The sequence below is a fragment of the Achromobacter sp. Marseille-Q4954 genome (genome assembly GCF_943737025.1).
GTDB classification, from domain to species: Bacteria; Pseudomonadota; Gammaproteobacteria; order Burkholderiales; family Burkholderiaceae_B; genus Achromobacter; species Achromobacter bronchisepticus_A.
The window spans coordinates 1789403-1810903 of the sequence record NZ_CALSFQ010000001.1 but is presented as its reverse complement, the minus strand read 5'-3'; the positions used below and the strand labels follow the sequence as shown (position 1 = coordinate 1810903).

The following is a 21501-nucleotide window of genomic DNA, read 5'->3' as shown; positions in this document are numbered from 1 at the left end:
GCGGTCTTCACCCATCGCCCGCAGCCGGTCATCCATGCCTGCCCTGTCCTCCGAAGCGCGCGCCATCGCGCTGCTTGCCCTGGCCGCTTTCGTCAGCGCCAGCGCCTTCCGCATCTGTGATCCCATGTTGCCGCAGCTCGCGGCGGAATTCGGCACCACCACGGGCCAGGCCGCGCGCGCCGTGACCGCGTTCGCCGTGGCCTACGGCGTGTTGCAGATGTTCTTCGGTCCCCTGGGCGACCGCTACGGCAAGTACCGCGTCGTCAGCATCGCGACCTTTGCCTGCGCGCTGGGCAGCGCGGGCGCGGTGGCCGCAGGGTCGCTGGACGTGCTGGTGTTCTGCCGCGTCCTGTCGGGCGCGGCGGGGGCGGGCATCGTGCCGTTGTCGATGGCCTGGATCGGCGACAACGTACCTTATGAACGCCGCCAGGCCACCTTGGCGCGCTTCCTGACCGGGACCATTCTCGGCATGTCGGCGGGCCAGCTGGCCGGCGGCCTGTTTGCCGACACGGTGGGCTGGCGCTGGGCATTTGCCGCGCTGGTCTGCGGCTACCTGATAGTGGGCGTGCTGCTGTTGCTGGAAGTGCGCCGCCAGCAGGCCTCGGGCCTGGGCCAGGTGGACCCGGGCGCGGTGCGCCAGGGCTTCGTGGCGCAGGCGCGGCTGGTGCTGGGCACGCCCTGGGCGCGCATCGTGCTGGCGACGGTATTCGTCGAAGGCCTGCTGGTTTTCGGCGCACTGGCCTTCGCGCCTTCCTACCTGCACGAACGCTTCGATATCTCGCTGACCGCCGCGGGCGCGCTGGTGGCCGTGTATGCCGTGGGCGGCTTGCTGTATACGGTGGTGGCCGGCCGCATCCTGAAACGCCTGGGCGAACGCGGGCTGGCGATCGCCGGCGGACTGGTACTGGGCGTGGCGTTCCTGTCGTATTTGCTAGGTCCCGTTTGGATGTGGAGCTTGCTGGCCAGCGTGCTGGCCGGTTTCGGCTACTACCTGCTGCATGCCACCTTGCAGACGAATGCGACGCAGATGGTGCCGTCGGCGCGCGGCACGGCGGTGGCGTGGTTCGCATCCTGCCTGTTCATGGGCCAGGCGGTGGGCGTGGCCGTGGCGGGCGCGGTGGTCGACGAGATCGGGCCGGGCGCGCTGTTCGGCGGCTCGGCGGCGTTGTTGCCCTTGCTGGGGGCGTTCTTCGCGCGTGCATTGAAGGTGCGCGCGGCCATCCAGCAAGCCTGAGGGAACGGCTGAAAACACCGCGGGCCTTGCTCATCCTGGAATGAGCAAGGCCCGCGGTGTTTTTGGGACAGGCGCTTAGATTGCGGCCAGGCGCTTGAGCACGGTCTGCTTGCCCAGCAGGGCCAGCACGGCGTCCACGGCCGGGGTCTGGGTCTGGCCGGTGACGGCGACGCGCAGGGGGATGGCGAGCTGCGGCATCTTCATGCCGCGGTCGGCCAGCACGGCCTTGATCAGGGCGGACAGGGCTTCGCGGGTCCAGTCGGCGTCCTGGGCGCGCTGCGCGAAGTCGGCCAGCGCTTCGCGCGCGGGCGCGGTCAGGTGCTGCTCGGCCAGCTCGGCGGGCGCGCCCTTGAATTCGGCGCAGAACAGCATGGCGCCGTCGGCCAGCTGCTCCAGCGTTTCAGCGCGGTCCTTCAAGAGGCCCATGACGCCCGGCAGATCGATCTTTTCCGGATGGCCGCCGCGGTTCGCCACGCGCGGCGCCACGCGCTCGGCCAGTTCGGCGTTGTCCATCTGCTTGATGTAGTGGGCGTTGACCCAGTTCAGCTTCTTCGGATCCCACTGCGAGGCCGACTTCGACAGGTGCTTGGTGTCGAACCACGACACCAGCTGGTCGCGCGAGAAGAGCTCGTCGTCGCCGTGGCTCCAGCCCAGGCGCGCCAGGTAGTTGACCATGGCTTCCGGCAGATAGCCTTCGTTGTCGTACTCCATGACGTTGACGGCGCCGTGGCGCTTGGACAGCTTTTCGCCGTCCGGACCCAGGATCATGGGTACATGGCCGTACTCGGGCAGCGTGGCGCCCAGCGCACGCAGGATGTTGATCTGGCGCGGGGTGTTGTTGACGTGGTCATCGCCGCGCAGCACATGGGTGATGCCCATGTCCCAGTCGTCGACCACGACGCAGAAGTTGTAGGTGGGCGTGCCGTCCGGGCGCGCGATGATCAGGTCGTCGAGTTCGGTGTTGTCGAAGCTGATGGTGCCCTTGACCATGTCGTTCCAGGAGGTCGCGCCTTCCTGCGGGTTCTTGAAGCGCACCACGGGCTTGCGGCCTTCCGGGATGGCCGGCAGGGTCTTGCCGGGCTCGGGGCGCCAGGTGCCGTCGTAGCGCGGCTTGTCGCCGCGGGCGCGGGCGGCTTCGCGCATGGCTTCCACTTCCTCGGGCGAGCTGTAGCAGTGGTAGGCGGTGCCGGCGGCCAGCATCTGCGCGACCACTTCGCGGTAGCGGTCCATGCGCTGCATCTGATAGAAGGGGCCTTCATCGGGCTGCATGCCCAGCCAGTCCATGCTGTCCAGGATGGCCTGCACCGCTTCCGGCGTGGAGCGTTCGACGTCCGTGTCTTCGATGCGCAGCACGAAGGTGCCCTTGTGATGGCGCGCGAAGGCCCAGGAGAACAGCGCGGTGCGGGCGCCGCCCAGATGCAGGAAGCCCGTGGGCGAAGGCGCGAAACGGGTACGAATGGGGGTAGAGGCGTTGGAAGTCATAGGTGGCAATGATAGCGGCTGCGGCGCCACAAATCGGCGTCAGGCTGGGCCCATGTCAATCGTAGGGCAGGGTTGTCTTGTTACGATGAGGGGTATTTTAGATTAGGGCCTGCTAACACCATGTTGCGACACGCTCTCGCCCCGATGTTCGAGCCCGCCTCGCTGGTGATCGTCGCCGACCGGCCGCTGCCGGCGGCGGCCTCGTTGCCGCCCGCGCTCAAGGGCAAGACCACGGTGGTGGCCTGCGAAGTCGGCGCCGCGCCGGACCTGCCGGACACGCTGCAGGGCCTGGCCCAGGGCGAACGGCCTGATCTGGCCCTGGTTTGCGTTTCGCCCGCCGTCCTGCCGGAAACGCTGCGCCGGCTGTCGCCGCTGGCGCCGCGCTCGGTAATCCTGCTGCCGCACGAACTGCCCGACCCGTATCCGCGCGGCACGCTGGCGCTGTGCCGCGCCTGGGCCGAGGAAAACCGTTGCGAATTGCTCGGTCCGCGCTCTTTCGGCGCACAGCGGCCGCACGCCGGCCTGAACCTGAGCCAGCACCCCGTGCTGGCGCGCGCCGGCCGCGTGGCGCTGCTGGCGCAGTCGCGCTCCATCATGGCCGCGGTCATGGACTGGGCCGAGGATGTGCACATCGGCTTTTCCACCGCCGTGTCGCTGGGCGACGAGGCGGTGGTGGGCCTGTCCAAGGTGCTGGACTATCTTGCCAGCGATCCGCGCACGGACAGCATCGTGCTCTATCTGGAAGACGTGGGGCCGGCCCGCGAATTCATGAGCACCTTGCGCGCCGCGGCCTCGATCAAGCCCGTGATCGTGCTGAAGGCCGGCCGCGCGGATACCGACAGCGCCGACGCCATCTTCGACGCCGCCTTGCGCCGCGCCGGCGCGGTCCGCGTGCGCTACTTCGTGCAGCTGTTCTCGGCGGTCAAGGTGCTGGGCTACACGCGCCGTCCCAAGGGCCGGCGCGTGGCGCTGATCTCCAACGGCAGCGGGCCTCCCCAACTGGCCATGGACCTGATCGGCCCCGATGCCGCCGTGCTGCGCGCGGAGCTCGCGCCCGCGACCCAGCGGACGCTGGCGGCCATGCTGGAGCCCGACGCCGCCACCGCCAATCCCGTCATCACCTTCACGCCGCTGACCCCGGAGCGCATCCGCGCCATGCTGGACGCGGTGCTGGACGATGCCGGCGTGGACGGCGTGCTGGTGCTGCTGGCGCCCGACGCGCTGGCCGACATGCAGGCGGTGGCGCGCGAACTGGCGCAGATCGCGCCGAAGGCGAAAAAGCCGGTCGTCACCTGCTTCATGGGCGACGCCGGCATGCGGCCGCTGCGGCGCATGCTGGATGACGCGGGGACCTCGGCTTTCCGCACGCCCGAATCGGCCGCCGACGCTTTCGGCGTGCTGGCGACCCATCACTACAACCAGCAGCTGTTGTTGCAGACGCAGCCGCCGGAGCCGGCCAGCCACGTGCCGGACCTGGCCGCTGCGCGCGAGATCCTGGCGCGCGTGCGCGCCGAATGCCGGCGCGAACTGAATACCTCCGAAATCCGCAGCCTGCTGGCGCTGTTCTACGTGCCGCTGCGCGACACGCCGATGGACGTGGCGGCTGCAGAGCCGGAGTCCCGCCCCATGGCGATCCGGGTGCGGCGCGACCCGCAGTTCGGCCCTGTCATCCGCTTCGGCGCGGGCGGCCCGGACGCGGTGCTGTCGCAATCCGACCGCGGCGTCGATCTGCCGCCGCTCAACGGCTTCCTGGCCCGCCAACTGATCGAACGCAGCCGGCTGTGGCGCCGGGTGCTGGCGCCGCGCATCGGCCACATGGCCGCCGAGGCCTTGCAGCAGGCGGTAGTGCTGGTGTCCGAGCTGGTGTCGGAGTTGCCGGATATCGAATCCCTGGACATCGATCCGCTATACGCCGGCGAAACCCATCTGCGCGCCGGCGGGCTGCGCATGACGCTGACGGAGAAGCCCGGCTGCGCAACGCCGCAGACGGCGGGCTACCCGCATATGGCGATCCACCCGTATCCGGCCCGGCTGGTGCAGGTGCGCCGCTTCGCCGACGGCATCCCCTGGGTGTTGCGTCCCATCCGCCCCGAGGATGCCGAACCGCTGCAGGAATTCATCCGCGGCCTGTCCGAGCGTTCGCGCTACATGCGCTTCGTGTCCATGATGCGCGAGCTGACCCCGCGCATGGTGTCGCGCTACACGCAGGTGGACTACCACCGCGAGCTGGCCCTGGTGGCCGCCACGCAGGTGCCCAACCCCGCCAACCGCGGCCATCCGCGCGAGGTGCTGGTGGGCTTCGCGCATTACCTGCGCAACCCCGACGGCAGGGGTGCCGAGTACGCCCTGGTGATCGGCGACGACTGGCAACGCCGCGGCCTGGGCCGCCAGCTGATGTCGGCGCTGATCGACGCGGCGCGCGAGCAGGGGCTGGAATACATCGACGGCCTGGTGCTGTCGACCAACCGGCCCATGCTGTCGCTGATGACCAGCCTGGGCTTCACCAACGACGCGGATCCGGAAGACCCGACGATGCGCCGGGTCTGGCTGAACCTGTCCTGATATCAGGCCCGTTCAGGCGGTCTTCCTGACTGCCTGGGCGGGCTTGAGCCGCGCGATCGATTCGTCCACCGACAGCACGTCGCCGAAGAACAGCATCCAGCCGTGCAGCGCGTGTTCATGCTCGGCAGGCGTGACGGCGGCCAGCGCGTCGTCCACCATGATGGTGCGGAAGTCGCGCATCATCGCGTCGCGCGCCGTGGATTCGCAGCACACGTTGGTGACGGTGCCGGCGATCAGCAGCGTGTCCACGCCGCGCCCGCGCAACAGCGGCTCCAGTTCGGACGAGCCCGGCGCCATCGCGCTGTAGAAGCGTTTGGTCACGCGCAGGTCGGTGTCGTGCGCATGCAGGTCCTGATGCAGCGCATACCCCGGAGCATCGCGGCGCAGCGTTTCCAGACGCCTGGCGCTGCGCTCCGGCGTCAGCATCACGCCGTGATGGTGCGACCAGAACGAGTCGGCGTTATCGGAGGCGGTCTGCACCCACACGATGGTGCCGCCGGCGGCGCGCGCCGCGTCGCACAGGCGGTTGATGGGGGCGATGATCTCGCGCGCCGGCGCGCATTCGCCCTGGTAGCCGGGCAGCGTGAAGTACTGCTGCATGTCCACCACTACCACCGCGAGGCGCGCGGCGGGCAGTTCGTCATAGGGGTGCAGGCGGCCCTGGCGGGCGATCACGCGATCCTTTACCCATTGCGGGAATTCCATGGCGGTTCCTTATCCGTAGCGCCGCGCGATCGCGGCTTCGATGCGGTAGACGATCAGGTACATCACGCTGGAGATCAGGGCCAGGATGGCGATGGCGGTCATGACGATGTTCAGCTTGAACACCTGGCTGCCGTTCATGATGAGAAAGCCCAGGCCGGAATCCGCCGACTGGAACTCGCCCACGATCACCCCCACCAGCGCCAGGCCGATGTTCATCTTCACCGCCGCGATCAGCGTGGGCACGCTGCCCGGCAGCACCACCTTGGTCAGCACCTGCCAGCGGCTGGCGCCGAAGGTGTGGGCGAGCTTCACCTTGTTCAGGTCTATGCCGCGAAACCCCGCATACACCACCATGATGGTCACGAACACCGCGATCGCCACGGCCATGCCGTACACCGCGTAGTCCGAACCCAGCCACAGGTAGAAGATCGGCACGAAGGCGATCTTGGGCATGGCGTTGGCCACCACCAGGAAGGGGTCCAGCACCTTGTACAGGAAGTCCGACCACCACAGCGCAGCCGCCACCACGATGCCGATCGCCATGCTCAGGCCGAAGCCCACCAGCGTGGCGCTCAGCGTGGTCATGATGTGCTTGCCCAGGTTGCCGTTGTTCCAGAGCTCGATGAAGGTTGGCCACAGCGCGCTGGGGTAGCTGGTCAGGAGCGGGTTGAGGATATGCATGCGCGGCAGGATTTCCCAGGCGCACAGGAACACGGCCAAGAGCAGCGCCTGCGCGATGCGGATGTGCCGGCGGCGGGTGCGGTCGCGCCGCAGGTAGTTCAGGTACTTCTCGCTGGGCGCGCGCACGGCACGCAGCGGAACGGTGTTGGCGACGGGCGCGTTCATGGGTCAACCCTCCACGTGGACATCGAGCTCGTCCCACAGCTGTTTGAAGTAGGTATTGAATTCGGGCCGCGAGCGAGCCTGGAACGGCGTGGGCCGGGCCTGGCCGTCGCCGTAATGGATGCGGTACTGGCTCTTGAGGCGGCCGGGCCGGCGCGACAGCACGATCACGCGGTCCGTCATGGCGATGGCTTCGCCGATGTCGTGCGTCACCAGCACCACGGTCTTGCCTTCGCGCCGCAGGATGTCCACCACTTCGTCGGAGATTGCCAGCCGGGTCTGCGAATCCAGCGCCGAGAAGGGCTCGTCCAGCAGGATCACGTCCGGCTCGGTGACCAGGGTGCGGGCCAGCGCGGCGCGCTGCCGCATGCCGCCCGACAACTGGCGCGGCGTGTGCGACAGGAAGGCGCCCAGTCCGCATTTCTCCAGCAGATGCACGGCGCGCGCCTCGCTGCGCGCATCGCGCCGGCCCTGGATCTCCGCGCCCAGCATGACGTTGTCCAGGATGGTGCGCCATTCGAACAGGTAGTCCTGCTGCAGCATGTAGCCGATGCGCGGATTGGGCTTGGTCACGGCCTGGCCGTCTATCATCACGGCGCCCGAGGTCGGCGGAATCAGGCCGGCGATCAGCGACAGCAGCGTGCTCTTGCCGCAGCCGCTTTGCCCGATCAGGCTGACGAATTCGCCCGCCGCCAGCGTGAACGACACGTTCGACAGCGCCTCCGTCTCGCCTTCCTGGGTGAAATAGGAAAGACAGACCTCGCGCAGTTCGATCTTCGCCGTGGCGGTGTCCGGCTTCAGGTTGTGGACGACGGCGCCCATCATTGGGCCTTCTTCGCGAAGTCGGTCACCACCACGTCCTCGTACTTCACGCGGGCGTTGTCCTTCATGACCGCGCTGGCGATCAGCATGTCCTGCAACTGGTTCATGGCTTCGGCCGTCACCAGCGGCGTGGTCTTCCAGATCTGGTACTTCTTGTAGCGCTCGATGGCCTCTGTCACCGCAGCCTGGTCCATGCCGGGGAAGTACGTCATGATCTGCGGCGTCAGCGTGGCCGCGGGCGTGTCCTTCACGTATTTTTCGGCGCGCGCCACCACGTCGGTCCAGGCCTGGATGACCTTGGGGTTGTCGCGGATGTACTTGTCGGTGGCGGTGAAGACCGTGTAGTCCACCTGGCCGACTTCGTGGCCCACCGAGGCGACGATGTAGCCCTTGCCGTTGCGCACCAATTCGCCGGCCTCGGGTTCAAGAAAAATGCCATATTCGCCCTGGCCGGCCATCCAGGCGCCCGCGCGCGCGGGAATGCCGATGTTGTTCAGCAGCTTCACGTCCTTTTGGGGATCCACGCCATGCTTGCGCAGCGCCGTTTCCAGGAACACGATGGGATTGGAGCCCGGCCGGAAGCCGATGACCTCCTTGCCCTTGAGCATGGACCAGTCGAACTTCTCCACCGGCTTGCGCGCCAAAAGGAAGAATCCGTCGGTGGCGGTCAGCCCGGCGAAGATCTTGGGCTTGACCGGGGATTCGCTGTTGTGGACGTAGATGGACGCCTCGGGCCCGATCAGCACGATGTCGGCGCTGCCGGACAGCAGGGCGGTCATGCCCTTGTCGGTGCCTTGCGAGGTCTTCATGGACACGTCCAGGCCCGCGTCCTTGAAATAGCCCTGCGACAGGGCCACGTACTTGGGCACGTAAAGAATGGACCGCACCACTTCTTCGTAGCGGACCTTCACGGGGGGATTGAGGGCTTCGGCCTGGGCGGCCAAGGGGGCGAACAGCGCGAGCAGCGCCGCAGCCGCCAGACGGGGCGATGGCAAGGATTTCACGGGACTTTCTCCTGCGTCTTGAATGCCACGCCGAAACCCGGCGCGACACGGCCAATGGGATGGATCGACAACAACAACAGGGAAGCCCGAACTGCTCGCCCGGGCCGGTAAGGCTTGGATCGAATACTATATTCAATACAAATAGGCGACAAGCTTTTTGCAGTTGGCGTTTTTCTCTATGGACGAGAGAAAGTCAGCCCAGGAAAATTCCAGGCTGGGATACCACTTGGTATACAAAATGAAATCGCAGGCCGCCAGGGCCTGCGAGCGGGCGGGCAGGGCGCAGGACGCCCATCTGCCGCGATCAGGGCCGCCGGGCGCGGCCCTGCATGGTCCTCAGACCAGAACCTGGTTCAGGAACTTGGAGATATCCGCTACTTCCTCGGCGCAGACCGAGTGCGGCATCGGGTAGGTGTGCCATTGCACGTCGTAGCCCAGCCGCCGCAGCTCGGCCAGCGAGGCCTGGGCGCGCGGCAGCGACACCACCGGGTCGTACTGGCCATGGGCCAGGAAGATGGGCGTGTCCTGGTTGGCGCTGTTGCGCTCGGCTTCGGCCGTGTCCAGCAGCGGCAGATAGCCCGACAGGCCCATCATGCCCGCCAGCTTTTCCGGCAGGCGGATGCCCGTGTGCAGGGTCATGGCGCAGCCCTGCGAAAAGCCTGCCAGCACGATCTTCGAGGTCGGGATGCCGCGGGCGTTCTCGCGCGCGATCAGCTTGTGGATCGCGGCTTCGGAGGCGCGGATGCCGCGGGCGTCCTCGACGCGTACCAGGTCCATGACCAGGATGTCGTACCAGGAGCGCATCGACATGCCGTTATTGATCGTCACGCGCTGCACCGGCGCGTTCGGGAACACGAAGCGCACCGACGCGCCGGCCGGCAGGTCCAGCTCCGGCACGATGGGCGCGAAGTCGTTGCCGTCGGCGCCCAGGCCATGCAGCCAGATCACGGCGTGCGTGGGATTGGGGGCGGTTTCGATCTCGATGCAATCGAGCAGGTCGGTCGGAGCGTTCATGGACGGCGGGCGATGAAAATCAAAGGGTAAGGGTCTTCAGGGCCTGGAACAGCGCGCGGTAGTGCTTCTTCTGCGGTTCCTGGCCTTGCAGCAGGGCGGCGTTGGCCAGCTTTTCCTTGCGGGCGGCGCGGATCAGCGCGCGCAGCTGCTGCACGTCGGCTTGCGGATTGCTGTTGAGCAGCTTGGTCAGGGCCTCGTCGTCGTCCAGCAGGCGGTCGCGCAGCGTCTCCAGCCGGTGCATGGCGGCGGTTTCCTCGCGCGAGCCGTTTTCCCAGACGTCGAGCTGGGCGCGGATCTCGTCGGCCGGCGCGTCGCGCATCAGCTTGCCCACGAAGTGAACCTGGCGCCGCTTGCCCTCGCGCCCGGTGGTGCGCTGCGCCGTGCGGATCGCCTCATAGAGACGCTCGGCCAGCGGCAATTGCTTGAGGCGTTCGGGGGACAGTTCGATCAGCTGCTTGCCCAGGTCCAGCAGCGCGTGCATTTCGCGCTTGACCTGGGACTTGCTGGGACGGTCGTAGCCGTTCTCGTCGTAACCGTCGTCGACGGATTCTTCTTCAATATGGGAATTCATGGAAAACTGCGCAATGACAGACTTGGCTATGATAACCGTCTCTGCAAATTGGACAGCAATGGTTAAAACCTCCTCATCCTTGCCGCTGGCGGCGAATCACGCGCGTTTTTCTGAACTCGTCGAACAAACCCTCGCCTATGCGCGCCAGATCGGCGCCTCCGACGCAGCGGCGGAAGTCTCGGAAAGCCTGGGCCTGTCGGTCTCCGTACGCAAGAACGACATCGAAACCGTCGAACAGACCCGCGACCGTTCGCTGGACCTGACGGTCTACGCCGGCCAGAGCCGCGGCTCCGCTTCCACCTCCGACTTTTCCGAAGCGGCGCTGCGCCAGACGGTCGAAGCCGCCTGGCACATCGCGCGCCATACCGCCGCCGATCCGGCCGCCGGCCTGCCCGACGCCGACCAGCTGGCCACCGAATTCCCCGACCTGGACCTGCACCGCGCCTGGGGCGTGTCCACCGAAGAGGCCGCCGAGCTGGCGCTGCGCGCCGAGCGCGCAGCGCGCGAGGTCGATCCGCGCATCACCAATACCGATGGCGCCACCGTGGGCACCTACGAAGGCCAGTTCGTGATGGGCAACACGCGCGGCTTCCTGGGCGGCTACCCGTACTCGCGCCACAGCCTGTCGGTCGCGCCCATCGCCGGCCGCGGCAACGGCATGCAGCGCGACTACTGGTACAGCTCCGAACGCGATCCCGCCAAGCTGGCTTCGCCCGAAGCCATCGGCCGCTACGCCGCCGAGCGCACGCTGTCGCGGCTGTCGGCTCGCCGCATCCGCACCGGCAAGTTCCCCGTCCTGTTCGAAGCGCCCCTGGCGTTGGGGCTGGTGGGCGCCTTGACCCAGGCCGCCAACGGCGGCGCGCTGTACCGCAAGGCCAGCTTCCTGCTGGACGCGCTGGGCAAGCCCATCTTCCCCGAACATATCAACCTGACCGAAGATCCGCACATCCGCGGCGCGATGGGCAGCTCGCCCTTCGACGACGAAGGCGTGCGCACGCGCCGCCGCAGCGTGGTGTCGGCCGGGGTGCTGGAAGGCTATTTCCTGTCGTCCTACACCGCTCGCAAATTGGGCATGACCACCACCGGCAATGCCGGCGGTTCGCATAACCTGGTGTTCAGCTCCACTCAGACCCGCCGCGGCGACGACTTCGAAGCCATGCTCAAGAAGATGGGCACGGGCTTTCTCGTCACGGAGCTGATCGGCCAGGGCGTCAACTACGTCACCGGCGACTACTCGCGCGGCGCGTTCGGCTACTGGGTGGAAAACGGCCAGATCCAGCACGCGGTGCAGGAAATCACCATTGCCGGCAATCTGGCCGATATGTTCAAGCAGATCGTGGCGGTCGGCGCCGACACGATTTCGCGCGGCACCAAGACCACCGGCTCGATCCTGATCGAGCAGATGGCGATCGCCGGAATCTGATCCTGCGTATTGGCCGCGGCATGATGCGCCGCGGCCGCCACGCAGACCCGGCAGTCGTTCCGGTCTTTGCAATCCCTTACCTGATAGTGTGGCCAGGCAGGCCGATATCAGCGTGTAATATCCGCCGGGTATCGCTTGATGTCCCAGGTGTTGCTGTAAAGGAGCAAAGAGATGCAACGACGTTCGTTCTTGAAGCACGCCGGTCTCGGCGCTGTCGCCACCGGAGCCGCCGTCAGCGCGCCCGCGTTCGCGCAGGACATGCCCTCATTGAGCTGGCGCCTGTCTTCCGGCTTCCCCAGCACCCTGGATCTGCGCATTGGCGCTGGCGAAAGCTTCTGCAAGTTCGTCTCTGAAGCCACGGGCGGAAAGTTCAACATCCGCCATTTCCCCGAGGGCGAGATCGTGCCCGCCGCGGACCTGATGGAAGCGGTCTCCACCAAGAAGGTGGAATGCGGCCATGCCTCGTCCCGCGCCTACTACGCCAAGAACCCCGTCTTCTGCTTCGACGCCGCAGTGCCCTTCGGCCTGAACGCCAGGCAGATGAACGCCTGGATGAGCGAAGGCGGCGGCCTGCGGCTGACCCGCGAACTCTTCAAGCCTGAAAAAATCATCAACTTTCCGCTGGGCAACACCGGCGCCCAGATGGGCGGCTGGTACACCAAGGAAATCAAGCGCGCCGGCGACCTGAAAGACCTGAAAATGCGGGTGGGCGGCCTGGCCGGCGACGTGCTGGCCAAGCTGGGCGTGGCGCCGCAGCAGGCCGATCCCGCCAAGCTGGCCGAGGCCTTCGAGAAAGACGGCCTGCAGGCGGTGGCGGGCGCGGGCCCCTACGATGACGACAAGCTCGGTCTTAATAAGGTTGCTAAGTATTACTACGCACCCGGCTGGTGGGCGCCCGGCGAACAGCTGTCGCTGTATATCAACGACGAAGCCTGGAATGCGTTGCCCAAGAACTACCAGGCCGTGGTGGACGCGGCCGCCCAGGCCGCGCATGCCGCCGCCGTCGCCCGCTACGATGCCCGCAACGCGGCCGCGCTGGCCCAATTGACGGCAAACGGCGCTCAAATCCGTACATTCCCGCGGTCCATCATGGACCTGGCGTTCGAGGCCACGCAGCAGCTCTATAAGGACTTGGGCGCCAAAGACCCCAGATTCAAGGCGATGCACGATAGTTACATGGGTTTTCGCGACAGCGAAATGCCATGGTTCCGTCTGACCGAAAGCGCCTACGACCAATACCTGGGCGTAGCGCTATCGGCCAGAACGTAGGACACTTACGCCTGCCGAATAACATTCGGCCGGCGTTAGGGTTTTTGCTAGTAACCACACGTTTTTTACAAAAAAATGGGCGGTTTGTAGGCTTTTGTTGAATGGCGTTCGAGTAGCCGCCTGATACAAAGGAGTAATATCCCGGGTCTTGACGCGCAAACATGGCGCCTTTAGGCGGCATCCGACGTCAATCCGGCAGGATTACATCAGCCCGGATTACCAATATTCCGAGACAGACTTTAAGGTGGTAACAACCATGCAATCCAAGACCAAGAAGCTGCTGGCCGCGCTGATCGCTGCCGGTATCGTCCCGGCTGCCCATGCGGCCGACATCAAGATCGGCGTGGCCGAAGCCCTGTCGGGCGGCGCTGCCCAGTACGGCGTGTCGATCCGCAATGGTTTCCAGCTGGCCGCTGATGAAATCAACGCCGCCGGCGGCATCAACGGCAACAAGATCGTGCTCGTGGTCGAGGACGAACAAGGCAAGAAAGAAGAAGCGATCAACGTCTTCAAGAAGCTGATCTTCAAGGACAACGTCCTGATGGTCTTCGGCCCGACGCTGTCGAACTCGGCCCAGGCCGCCGACCCGATCGCCCAGGCCGCCAAGACGGTCGCCTTCGGCACCTCCAATACCGCCGACGGCATCACCTCCATCGGCAACTATGTGTTCCGCAACTCGGTCACCGAAGCCGACGTGCTGCCGGCCACCATCTCCACCGTCAAGGCCAAGACCGGCCTGAAGAACGTGGCGGTGCTCTACGGCAACGACGACGTCTTCACCAAGAGCGGCTACGACAACTTCAAGAAGGCCCTGGAAGACCAGAAGATCCCGGTCACGACGACCGAAACGTTCGCCAAGGGCGACGTGGACTTCAAGGCCCAGCTGACCAAGATCAAGGGCACCAACCCCGATGCCATCGTGCTGTCCGCACTGCTGGCCGAAGGCGCTCCGATCATGGTGCAGGCCCGCCAACTGGGCCTGAACGTGCCCGTCATCGGCGGCAACGGCATGAACTCGGTCAAGATTTTCGACCTGGCCCCTGGCGGCGCGTCGAACAATCTGTGGATCGGCAGCCCCTGGTCGATCGAGAACAAGGCCCCCGAGAACGTCAAGTTCATCGACGCCTACAAGGCCAAGTTCAACGGCGCGCCCGACCAGTTCGCGGCCCAGTCGTATGACGCCATGTACATCGCGGCCCAGGCCCTGAAGAACGTCAAGATCTCGGGCGACCTGCCCAAGGATCGCGCAGCCCTGCGCGACGCGCTGCCCGCGGTCACCTGGACCGGCGCCACTGGCCCGTTCAAGTTCCGTCAGGCCAACGACCGCGCCGGCAAGCCCGCCGGCTACGATGCCGACCAGGCCCCCATCGTCAGCGTGACGAAGGACGGCAAGTACGTCATCGAAAAGTAAGCGCTGCGCATCCCCGCGCGGGGGGATGCGCCTTGCGGGCGGCTGAGTCGTCCGCAAGGCGCTTTTTATCGCAGGGCCGTCACCCTAAAAGAAATGCCTCCCCGCCGGGAGGCTCAAGGCCATGCAGTGGGCGCTGCATGGGGCCCTCACAGCTTTGGAAAGTCCCATCATGTTCGAACAACAATTCGTCAATGCCTTGTCGCTGGGCTGTGTGTATGCACTGTTCGCGCTGGGCTTCACGCTGATCTTCGGCGTGCTCGGGGTGATCAACCTGGCGCATGGCGCCGTCTTCATGGTTGGCGCCTACGCGGCACTGTTCGTGGTGCAGCAATTCAGCCTGCCCCTGTGGGCCGGCCTGATGGCAGCGTTCTTCGTCGCCGGCTTCACCGGGGTCATCATCGACTACCTGGTGCTCAAGCCGCTGCGCAAGCGCAACGCGCCCCACCTGATCCCCATGATCGCCACCATCGGCGTGGGCATCATCCTGAACAACACCGCCCAGAGCATCTTTGGCGCGAGCAACCTGCGCTTCCCGCACGGCACCGTGCCCGAGGAAGTGATCGAGGTCGCCGGCCTGCACCTGACCGTCATTGAACTGGGCATCATCTTCCTGTCTTTCGCGCTGATGGCCGTGCTGATGTACGTCATGCGCCGCACGCAATTCGGCCGCGCCCTGCGCGCCATCGCCGAATCGCCCAAGGCCGCGTGGCTGCTGGGCATCAACGTCGAAAAACTGTTCGTCACCACTTCGTTCGCCGCGGCCGCCCTGGGCGGCGTGGCCGGCGTGCTGATCGGGCTGTACTCCAACGCGCTGTTCCCCCTGATGGGCCAGCCGATGCTGCACAAGGGCATCGCGGTCATCATCCTGGGCGGCATGGGCGACATCCGCGGCGCCATGCTGGGCGGCCTGTTCCTGGGCTTCGCCGAGGTGCTGTCGGTGGCCTACATCGGCTCCACCATGCGCGATGCGGTGGCTTTCGGCCTGCTGTTCCTGATCCTGCTGGTGCGCCCGCAAGGTCTGTTCGGCAAAGTGGTTCAACGCAAGGCTTAAAGAATGAGCGGATTCGAAAACTTCTGGGCCATCTACGGCAACTTGGTGCTCACGCTGGGCACCAATGCGTTGCTGGCCCTCTCCATCTGGCTGACCCTGGCTTGCGGCATGCTGGCCATGGCCAACGCAGCCTTCATGGGCATCGGGGCGTACACCGCCGCGCTGCTCACCATGAACTACGACGCGCCGTTCTCGGTTGCGCTTGCCGGCGGCATGGCCGCGCCCGCGCTGGTGGCGGCGTTGATCGGCTTGCCCACCTTGCGGCTGTCCGGGGTCTACCTCGCCATGGCCACGCTGGGCTTTGGCGAAGTGGTCCGCGTGACCATTCTCAACACCGAATCCATCACCGGCGGCGCGCTGGGCCTTAACGGCATCCCGCAGCTGACGCAGTGGTGGCATGTGGTGCTGGCCGTCGTCATCGTGCTGTTCGTGCTGTGGCGCGTGCGCGCCTCTAAGATCGGACGCTCGTTCGATGCCATCCGCGGTGACGAAACCGCCGCCGGCCTGATGGGCATCGACGTGCGCGCCAACAAGATGCTGGCCTTCGTGGCCGGCGCGATGATCGCGGGTCTGGCCGGCGCCCTGAACGCACACCTGACCTTCTTCATCGGCCCCAACGAATACGGTTTCGACCGTGGCGTGGAAATCCTGACCATGGCGATCCTGGGCGGCATCGGCGGCCTGGCCGGTCCCGTGCTGGGCAGCTTCATCATTACCGTGTTGCCCGAAATGCTGCGCGGTTTTGCCGATCTGCGCCTGGTCGCGAACGGAGTGATTCTGGTGGTGATTGTGTTGTTCCTGCCGCAAGGCATCTGGGATCCGGCGCGCTTCAAGCGCTGGATGCGCCAAGGACGCCAGGGAGGCAAGCGCCATGCTTGAGCTTTCTTCCGTCTCCAAGAGCTTCGGCGGTCTGCATGTGCTGCATGACGTCAGCCTGTCGGTCCCCGAAGGCGCCATCTTCGGCTTGATCGGCCCCAACGGCGCCGGCAAGACCACGGTGTTCAACCTCATCACCGGCCTGTTGCCGCCCAGCGGCGGCACCATCACGTTCAACGGCCAGAGCGTCCTGGACAAGAAGCCGCACCGCATCACGCGCATGGGCATCGCCCGCACGTTCCAGAACATCCGTCTCTTCAAGGAGATGACGCTGCTGGAAAACGTGGTGGTGGGCGCCTACCGCCACATGAACTACGGCTTCCCCAGCCTGCTGCTGGGCCTGCCGGGCTACCGCGAGCACGAAAAGCGCGCCCGCGAGCGCGCGCATGAACTGCTCACCTGGATGCGCCTGGACCATAAGGCCAACGACCTGGCGGACAACCTGTCCTACGGCGAGCAGCGCCGCCTGGAGCTGGCGCGCGCGCTGGCCACCGAGCCCAAGCTGCTGCTGCTGGACGAGCCGGTCGCCGGCATGAACACCGGCGAGCGCGCCGAGCTCATGCGCGAGATCCTGGCCATCCGCGACCGCGGCTACACCATCCTCATGATCGAGCACGACATGCGCTTCGTCATGGGCTTGTGCGAGCGCATCGCGGTGCTGAACTTCGGCAAGATCATCGCTTGCGGCGGGCCTGACGAGATCCGCAACAACGAACAGGTCATCGAAGCCTATCTGGGCCGCGAAGACGACGAAGACACCGAACAAGCGGGGGCCGCCAAATGAGTCGCCGGGCCGCTCCCAAGACGAATACCGTAGCGCATTGCGCGGAGGCTGCACAATGAGCGCCATGCTGGAAGTCCGCGGACTCGAGGTCAATTACGGCCACATCGAAGCCGTCCGCGGCATCGACCTGGACCTGAACGCCAAGGAAATCACCGCCCTGGTCGGCGCCAACGGCGCCGGCAAGTCGACCACGCTGCTGGCGCTGTCGGGCCTGCTGCCCAAGGCGCGCGGCAAGATCACCTTCGAAGGCGAGGACATCACCAACCTGCCGCCGCATCAACTCGTGGCGCGAGGCATCGTCCAGGTGCCGGAAGGGCGGGCCATCCTCACCACCATGACCGTGCTCGAAAACCTGGAGCTGGGCGCCTACCGCCGCGGCCTCAAGAACGTCGACTCGGACCTGGAATACGTGTTCAACCTGTTCCCGCGCCTGAAGGAACGGATCACCGGCATCGCCGGCAACCTGTCCGGCGGCGAGCAGCAGATGCTGGCCATCGGCCGGGCACTGATGGCCAAGCCGCGCCTGCTGCTGCTGGACGAACCCTCCATGGGCCTGGCGCCCATCGTGGTGCAGGAGATCTTCCGCTCCCTGCGCGCGATCAACGCCGATGGCCTGACCCTGTTCCTGGTCGAGCAGAACGTGCGCCAGGCGCTGAAGATTGCCCAGCACGGTTACGTGCTGGAGAACGGCGCCATGGCGCTGACCGGCACCGGCCGCGAACTGCTGGGCCATCCCCGCGTTCTGGAAGCCTACCTGGGCGCCTGAGCCGGCGTTCCAGGGCGTGCGTCCCTGATTGTCTGGATGTGCCGGCGGCGCCTCAGGGCGCCGTTGGCGTATTTCCGACGAGGATTAAGTTGCCCACTTTTTGAGCAGCTGTGTTAGAATCGCAGGCTTTCCCTCATTTTGGCTAATGCACGGGCGGGTAATAACGCTTAGGCAAGACGCTGATATCGACTGAATTTTTGGAAAACCCGCTGGGTTTTTTCCGCGATTTTGGTCTAGTTCGGGGAAAAAAAACTGGCTGGATGGTCCAGCCAGGAAAATTTTTATTCTTAGGAACCATCATGAAGACCTTTGTGGCCAAGCCGCATGAAGTCCAACGTGACTGGTTTGTGATCGACGCCAAGGGCAAAGTCCTCGGTCGTGTGGCCAGCGAAGTCGCACGTCGTCTGCGTGGCAAGCACAAACCTGAATTCACGCCGCACGTTGATACCGGTGACTACATCGTCATCGTCAACGCTGCCGATATCGTTGTTACGGGCGCCAAGGCGAAGGACAAGAAGTACTTCCGCCACACGACGTACCCGGGCGGTATCCGTGAAACGAACTTCGAGAAGATGCAAGAGCGTTTTCCCGGCCGCGCCATCCAGAAGGCTGTCAAGGGCATGCTGCCCAAGGGTCCTCTGGGCTACGCCATGATCAAGAAACTGAAGGTGTACGCCGGTGCCGAGCACCCGCACACCGCCCAGCAGCCCAAGACGCTGGATATCTAAGGAAACGCCATGATCGGTAACTGGAATTACGGAACCGGCCGTCGCAAAACCTCGGTGGCTCGCGTTTTCATCAAGAAGGGCACGGGTAAGATCGTTGTCAACGGCAAGCCCGTCGACGACTTTTTCGCCCGCGAAACCGGCCGCATGATCGTGCGCCAGCCGCTGGAACTGACCGGCCACCTGGAATCGTTCGACATCAAGGTCAACGTGCACGGCGGCGGTGAAACCGGCCAGGCCGGCGCAGTTCGTCACGGCATCACGCGTGCCCTGATCGACTACGACGCGACCCTGAAGCCCGCACTGTCGCAAGCTGGCTTTGTCACCCGCGATGCCCGCGAAGTCGAACGCAAGAAGGTCGGCTTCCGCAAGGCACGTCGGCGCAAGCAGTTCAGCAAGCGTTAATACGCTGCTGCACGAAAAAGCCCGCTTCGGCGGGCTTTTTTTCGCACTATTTGTACCAGCGCCGGACCCCGTCCGGCCGCTGTGCGCCCCGCGCGGAACTCCGCGCATTCCCTCCGGTCGGAAAGAAGGACTGCGGTGCCATTTCGGGCTCTTAGCCGCAACACCCGCTTTCCCGAGCGATACAATCGATCCTCGTTCTACGAAGAGCACACATCATGGCCCAAGCATCGAACACCCGCATCAAGGTTGGTATCGTCGGCGGCACCGGTTACACCGGCGTCGAGCTGCTGCGCTTGCTGTCGCAGCATCCCAATGTGGAATTGACCGCCATCACGTCCCGCAAGGAAGACGGGCTGCCGGTGGCTGACATGTATCCGAACCTGCGCGGCCGCGTGAATATCGCTTTCTCCGCGCCGGAAAAGGCCACGCTGACGGATTGCGACGTCGTGTTCTTCGCGACGCCCCACGGCGTGGCCATGGCCCAGGCCCAGGAACTCATCAATGCCGGCACCAAGGTCATCGACCTGGCCGCCGACTTCCGCCTGCAGGACATCCCCACCTTCGAACGCTGGTACAAGATTCCCCATACCTGCCCGGACATCCTGGCCGAGTCCCAGTATGGCCTGGTGGAACTGAACCGCGAGGCCATCTCCAAGGCCCGCGTCATCGGCAACCCCGGCTGCTATCCCACCACCGTGCTGCTGGGCCTGGCTCCGCTGCTCGAAGGCGGCAAGAAGCTGATCGATGCGCAAACCCTGATCGCCGACTGCAAGTCGGGCGTGTCGGGCGCCGGCCGCAAGGCGGAAGTGGGCTCGCTCTTCTCCGAAGCTTCGGACAACTTCAAGGCCTACGGCGTGGCTGGCCACCGCCACCACCCGGAAATCGTCGCGCAGCTGGAAAAGATCGCCGGCGGCAAGGTCGGCCTGACCTTCGTGCCGCATCTGGTGCCGATGATCCGCGGCATGTTCTCCACCATCTATGCGCGCATCCTGCCGGAAGCCCGCGATACCGACTTCCAGGCCCTGTTTGAACAGCGCTACGCCGACGAGCCCTTCGTTGACGTCATGCCCGCCGGCAGCCTGCCTGAAACCCGTTCGGTGCGCGCCTCCAACAACCTGCGGATTGCGCTCAGCCGTCCCGGCAATGGCGACCAACTGATCGTCCTGGTGATTCAGGACAACCTGGTCAAGGGCGCTGCCGGCCAGGCCGTGCAGAACATGAACCTGATGTTCGGCATCCCCGAATCGACCGGCCTGGATCAGGTCGCGATCCTGCCTTGATGTACGCAGGCTTGCGGCCGCAGGGCCGCAAGCCGCCGCTCTTTATGCCCGCCGATTCCTCCACCACGCCCCAGTCTCGCTCCGCCGGCGGGTTGACGCGCGTATTCGTGGGCCTGCTGGTCGGCGTGCTGCTGGGCGGTTCCGCCAGCTTCTTCTACGCCCGCAAGCTCTACCGGCCGCAGGATGCCGTGGTGATCAGCGCCCGGCAGGCCGAGGTCCAGGAAGAGGCCATGCGTCAACAGTCGACGCAGCTGCGCTACACGCAAGGGCAGCTGGACACCGCCGACGGCGAGCTGGTCATCGAACGCGCCGCGCGCCAGGAACTGGAAGCGCAGCTGCGCACGGTCCAGGCCGAGGTCGGCAGGGTGCGCGATCAATTGGCGTTCTATGAGCAGCTATTGCCGCCGGGTCCCGAGGGGTCGGTGGACATCCGTGGCGTCGAGATCGACCGCAGTGGCGGCGGCTTGCGCTACAAGGTCCTGTTGATGCGCAGCGGCCGCAATGGCGGCTCTCCATTCTCGGGCGCTTTGCGTTTCCAGGCCACTGGCGTCCTGAAGGGCGAAACCGTGAAGGTGGATCTGGCGCCCATGCAGGTCAAGGCCGAATCCGGCTCTGTCGCCATTCCTGGCGACAGCGCGCCGACCTCGCCGCTGGCCCTGCAGTTCGATCAATACCAGCGCAGCCAGGGCATCCTGGCACTACCCGAGGGATTTGTCCCCGAAAGCGTGACGGTCAGCGTCCTGGAGGGCGATACCGTCCGCGCGTCAAGAAGCGTCAAGCTCGAACTTTGAGTCTGCGCAAGCCCTGCGCTATAGTGACACCATGCGAGCGCCGTTGCCGCTCACCGAAATATGGCCGAACCGGCCAGGAGTGAACCATGAATGCAGTGACCGAAACCGTCGACCTGCAGGCCGCCCCGCCTGCTCCCCTGGTTTTTACCGACTCGGCTGCGGCCAAGGTGAAGGATCTGTTGGCCGAAGAAGGCAATCCTGAGCTGAAGCTGCGCGTTTTCGTGCAGGGCGGAGGCTGTTCGGGTTTCCAGTACGGCTTCACCTTCGACGAAGTCGTGAACGATGACGACACCGTGCTGGACAAGGCCGGCGTGCAACTGCTGGTCGACCCGATGAGCTTCCAGTACCTGGTCGGCGCAGAGATCGACTACAAGGAAGACCTGGAAGGCGCGCAGTTCGTCATCCGCAATCCCAACGCCAGCACTACCTGCGGCTGCGGTTCCTCGTTCTCGGTGTAATCAGCCGGGCAGGAAAAAGGAAAAA

General features: G+C 65.5%; 21 protein-coding genes. 14 read left to right on the top strand and 7 right to left on the bottom strand.

All coding sequences use genetic code 11. The annotated features are described in order from the left end of the window. Positions 1 to 34 precede the first annotated feature (34 nt). The gene (locus tag NGK62_RS08470; RefSeq protein ID WP_118932549.1) at positions 35 to 1234 is read left to right on the top strand and encodes an MFS transporter; all 1200 of its coding nucleotides are present in this window, start codon (positions 35 to 37) and stop codon (positions 1232 to 1234) included. A gap of 75 nt (positions 1235 to 1309) precedes the next feature. Here NGK62_RS08470 and gltX read toward each other — a convergent pair whose 3' ends face one another. Continuing rightward, positions 1310 to 2716, bottom strand: a complete 1407-nt coding sequence (gene gltX, locus NGK62_RS08465; protein ID WP_059372855.1) for a glutamate--tRNA ligase — start codon at positions 2714 to 2716, stop codon at positions 1310 to 1312. A gap of 120 nt (positions 2717 to 2836) precedes the next feature. On the opposite strand from gltX, the gene NGK62_RS08460 reads away from it, so the two are divergent. Then, positions 2837 to 5278, top strand: a complete 2442-nt coding sequence (locus NGK62_RS08460; protein ID WP_059372856.1) for a bifunctional acetate--CoA ligase family protein/GNAT family N-acetyltransferase — start codon at positions 2837 to 2839, stop codon at positions 5276 to 5278. A 12-nt stretch (positions 5279 to 5290) separates the two neighbouring features. On the opposite strand, the gene NGK62_RS08455 is transcribed toward NGK62_RS08460, so the two are convergent. The 6 genes from NGK62_RS08455 to yjgA form a co-directional block, all read right to left on the bottom strand. Next, positions 5291 to 5983: a cysteine hydrolase family protein gene (locus NGK62_RS08455; protein ID WP_251878005.1), complete on the bottom strand. Its 693-nt coding sequence runs from the start codon at positions 5981 to 5983 to the stop codon at positions 5291 to 5293. 9 nt (positions 5984 to 5992) lie between these two features. Further along, positions 5993 to 6829: an ABC transporter permease gene (locus tag NGK62_RS08450; RefSeq protein ID WP_251878003.1), complete on the bottom strand. Its 837-nt coding sequence runs from the start codon at positions 6827 to 6829 to the stop codon at positions 5993 to 5995. 3 nt (positions 6830 to 6832) lie between these two features. Beyond that, positions 6833 to 7648: an ABC transporter ATP-binding protein gene (locus tag NGK62_RS08445; protein WP_059373042.1), complete on the bottom strand. Its 816-nt coding sequence runs from the start codon at positions 7646 to 7648 to the stop codon at positions 6833 to 6835. Beyond that, positions 7648 to 8652 (bottom strand): ABC transporter substrate-binding protein, encoded by a 1005-nt coding sequence (locus tag NGK62_RS08440; protein WP_059372863.1) that lies wholly within the window; start codon positions 8650 to 8652, stop codon positions 7648 to 7650. The genes NGK62_RS08445 and NGK62_RS08440 overlap by 1 nt, the downstream gene beginning before the upstream one ends. 336 nt (positions 8653 to 8988) lie before the next feature. Further along, positions 8989 to 9666, bottom strand: coding sequence for an alpha/beta hydrolase (locus tag NGK62_RS08435; RefSeq protein WP_059372865.1), 678 nt, complete (start codon positions 9664 to 9666; stop codon positions 8989 to 8991). Between the two features lie 19 nt (positions 9667 to 9685). Next, complete coding sequence (gene yjgA, locus NGK62_RS08430; RefSeq protein ID WP_059372867.1) at positions 9686 to 10237, bottom strand: ribosome biogenesis factor YjgA; 552 nt, start codon at positions 10235 to 10237, stop codon at positions 9686 to 9688. Between the two features lie 58 nt (positions 10238 to 10295). On the opposite strand from yjgA, the gene pmbA reads away from it, so the two are divergent. From pmbA to erpA, 12 genes are all read left to right on the top strand, one after another. After that, a complete protein-coding gene (gene pmbA, locus NGK62_RS08425; RefSeq protein WP_059372869.1) occupies positions 10296 to 11660 on the top strand; it encodes a metalloprotease PmbA in 1365 nt (454 codons plus the stop codon). Positions 11661 to 11831: 171 nt separating this feature from the next. Next, entirely contained in the window at positions 11832 to 12929 is a 1098-nt protein-coding gene (locus tag NGK62_RS08420; RefSeq protein WP_251878001.1) for a TRAP transporter substrate-binding protein, read from the top strand. A 256-nt stretch (positions 12930 to 13185) separates the two neighbouring features. Then, on the top strand, positions 13186 to 14340 hold the full coding sequence (locus NGK62_RS08415) for an ABC transporter substrate-binding protein (protein WP_118932553.1): 1155 nt from the start codon (positions 13186 to 13188) through the stop codon (positions 14338 to 14340). Between the two features lie 169 nt (positions 14341 to 14509). Beyond that, on the top strand, positions 14510 to 15391 hold the full coding sequence (locus NGK62_RS08410) for a branched-chain amino acid ABC transporter permease (RefSeq protein WP_059372875.1): 882 nt from the start codon (positions 14510 to 14512) through the stop codon (positions 15389 to 15391). Between the two features lie 3 nt (positions 15392 to 15394). Further along, complete coding sequence (locus NGK62_RS08405) at positions 15395 to 16270, top strand: branched-chain amino acid ABC transporter permease (RefSeq protein ID WP_013391409.1); 876 nt, start codon at positions 15395 to 15397, stop codon at positions 16268 to 16270. Beyond that, complete coding sequence (locus NGK62_RS08400; RefSeq protein WP_059372876.1) at positions 16263 to 17051, top strand: ABC transporter ATP-binding protein; 789 nt, start codon at positions 16263 to 16265, stop codon at positions 17049 to 17051. The genes NGK62_RS08405 and NGK62_RS08400 overlap by 8 nt, the downstream gene beginning before the upstream one ends. Positions 17052 to 17106: 55 nt before the next feature. Then, a complete protein-coding gene (locus NGK62_RS08395; RefSeq protein ID WP_054458384.1) occupies positions 17107 to 17817 on the top strand; it encodes an ABC transporter ATP-binding protein in 711 nt (236 codons plus the stop codon). 299 nt (positions 17818 to 18116) lie between these two features. Then, on the top strand, positions 18117 to 18545 hold the full coding sequence (gene rplM, locus NGK62_RS08390; protein WP_013391412.1) for a 50S ribosomal protein L13: 429 nt from the start codon (positions 18117 to 18119) through the stop codon (positions 18543 to 18545). 9 nt (positions 18546 to 18554) lie between these two features. Then, on the top strand, positions 18555 to 18947 hold the full coding sequence (gene rpsI / locus NGK62_RS08385) for a 30S ribosomal protein S9 (RefSeq protein ID WP_006217310.1): 393 nt from the start codon (positions 18555 to 18557) through the stop codon (positions 18945 to 18947). A gap of 215 nt (positions 18948 to 19162) precedes the next feature. Further along, positions 19163 to 20227 (top strand): N-acetyl-gamma-glutamyl-phosphate reductase, encoded by a 1065-nt coding sequence (argC, locus tag NGK62_RS08380; protein ID WP_054458385.1) that lies wholly within the window; start codon positions 19163 to 19165, stop codon positions 20225 to 20227. A 44-nt stretch (positions 20228 to 20271) separates the two neighbouring features. Then, positions 20272 to 21018 carry a DUF6776 family protein gene (locus NGK62_RS08375; protein WP_251877999.1) on the top strand — a complete coding sequence of 249 codons (747 nt, stop codon included), beginning with the start codon at positions 20272 to 20274 and terminating at the stop codon, positions 21016 to 21018. A gap of 86 nt (positions 21019 to 21104) precedes the next feature. Beyond that, complete coding sequence (gene erpA / locus NGK62_RS08370) at positions 21105 to 21476, top strand: iron-sulfur cluster insertion protein ErpA (protein WP_013391415.1); 372 nt, start codon at positions 21105 to 21107, stop codon at positions 21474 to 21476. The last annotated feature ends 25 nt before the right edge of the window (positions 21477 to 21501 follow it).

Excerpts from the sequence above, each read along its gene's own strand:
- pmbA (WP_059372869.1), top strand. The coding sequence starts at position 10,296 with ATGGTTAAAACCTCCTCATCCTTGCCGCTGGCGGCGAATCACGCGCGT.
- NGK62_RS08455 (WP_251878005.1), bottom strand. The coding sequence starts at position 5,983 with ATGGAATTCCCGCAATGGGTAAAGGATCGCGTGATCGCCCGCCAGGGC.
- NGK62_RS08420 (WP_251878001.1), top strand. The coding sequence starts at position 11,832 with ATGCAACGACGTTCGTTCTTGAAGCACGCCGGTCTCGGCGCTGTCGCC.
- yjgA (WP_059372867.1), bottom strand. The coding sequence starts at position 10,237 with ATGAATTCCCATATTGAAGAAGAATCCGTCGACGACGGTTACGACGAG.
- NGK62_RS08410 (WP_059372875.1), top strand. The coding sequence starts at position 14,510 with ATGTTCGAACAACAATTCGTCAATGCCTTGTCGCTGGGCTGTGTGTAT.
- NGK62_RS08445 (WP_059373042.1), bottom strand. The coding sequence starts at position 7,648 with ATGGGCGCCGTCGTCCACAACCTGAAGCCGGACACCGCCACGGCGAAG.
- gltX (WP_059372855.1), bottom strand. The coding sequence starts at position 2,716 with ATGACTTCCAACGCCTCTACCCCCATTCGTACCCGTTTCGCGCCTTCG.
- erpA (WP_013391415.1), top strand. The coding sequence starts at position 21,105 with ATGAATGCAGTGACCGAAACCGTCGACCTGCAGGCCGCCCCGCCTGCT.
- NGK62_RS08450 (WP_251878003.1), bottom strand. The coding sequence starts at position 6,829 with ATGAACGCGCCCGTCGCCAACACCGTTCCGCTGCGTGCCGTGCGCGCG.
- NGK62_RS08400 (WP_059372876.1), top strand. The coding sequence starts at position 16,263 with ATGCTTGAGCTTTCTTCCGTCTCCAAGAGCTTCGGCGGTCTGCATGTG.
- NGK62_RS08435 (WP_059372865.1), bottom strand. The coding sequence starts at position 9,666 with ATGAACGCTCCGACCGACCTGCTCGATTGCATCGAGATCGAAACCGCC.
- NGK62_RS08375 (WP_251877999.1), top strand. The coding sequence starts at position 20,272 with ATGCCCGCCGATTCCTCCACCACGCCCCAGTCTCGCTCCGCCGGCGGG.
- NGK62_RS08415 (WP_118932553.1), top strand. The coding sequence starts at position 13,186 with ATGCAATCCAAGACCAAGAAGCTGCTGGCCGCGCTGATCGCTGCCGGT.
- rplM (WP_013391412.1), top strand. The coding sequence starts at position 18,117 with ATGAAGACCTTTGTGGCCAAGCCGCATGAAGTCCAACGTGACTGGTTT.
- argC (WP_054458385.1), top strand. The coding sequence starts at position 19,163 with ATGGCCCAAGCATCGAACACCCGCATCAAGGTTGGTATCGTCGGCGGC.
- rpsI (WP_006217310.1), top strand. The coding sequence starts at position 18,555 with ATGATCGGTAACTGGAATTACGGAACCGGCCGTCGCAAAACCTCGGTG.
- NGK62_RS08470 (WP_118932549.1), top strand. The coding sequence starts at position 35 with ATGCCTGCCCTGTCCTCCGAAGCGCGCGCCATCGCGCTGCTTGCCCTG.
- NGK62_RS08405 (WP_013391409.1), top strand. The coding sequence starts at position 15,395 with ATGAGCGGATTCGAAAACTTCTGGGCCATCTACGGCAACTTGGTGCTC.
- NGK62_RS08460 (WP_059372856.1), top strand. The coding sequence starts at position 2,837 with ATGTTGCGACACGCTCTCGCCCCGATGTTCGAGCCCGCCTCGCTGGTG.
- NGK62_RS08395 (WP_054458384.1), top strand. The coding sequence starts at position 17,107 with ATGAGCGCCATGCTGGAAGTCCGCGGACTCGAGGTCAATTACGGCCAC.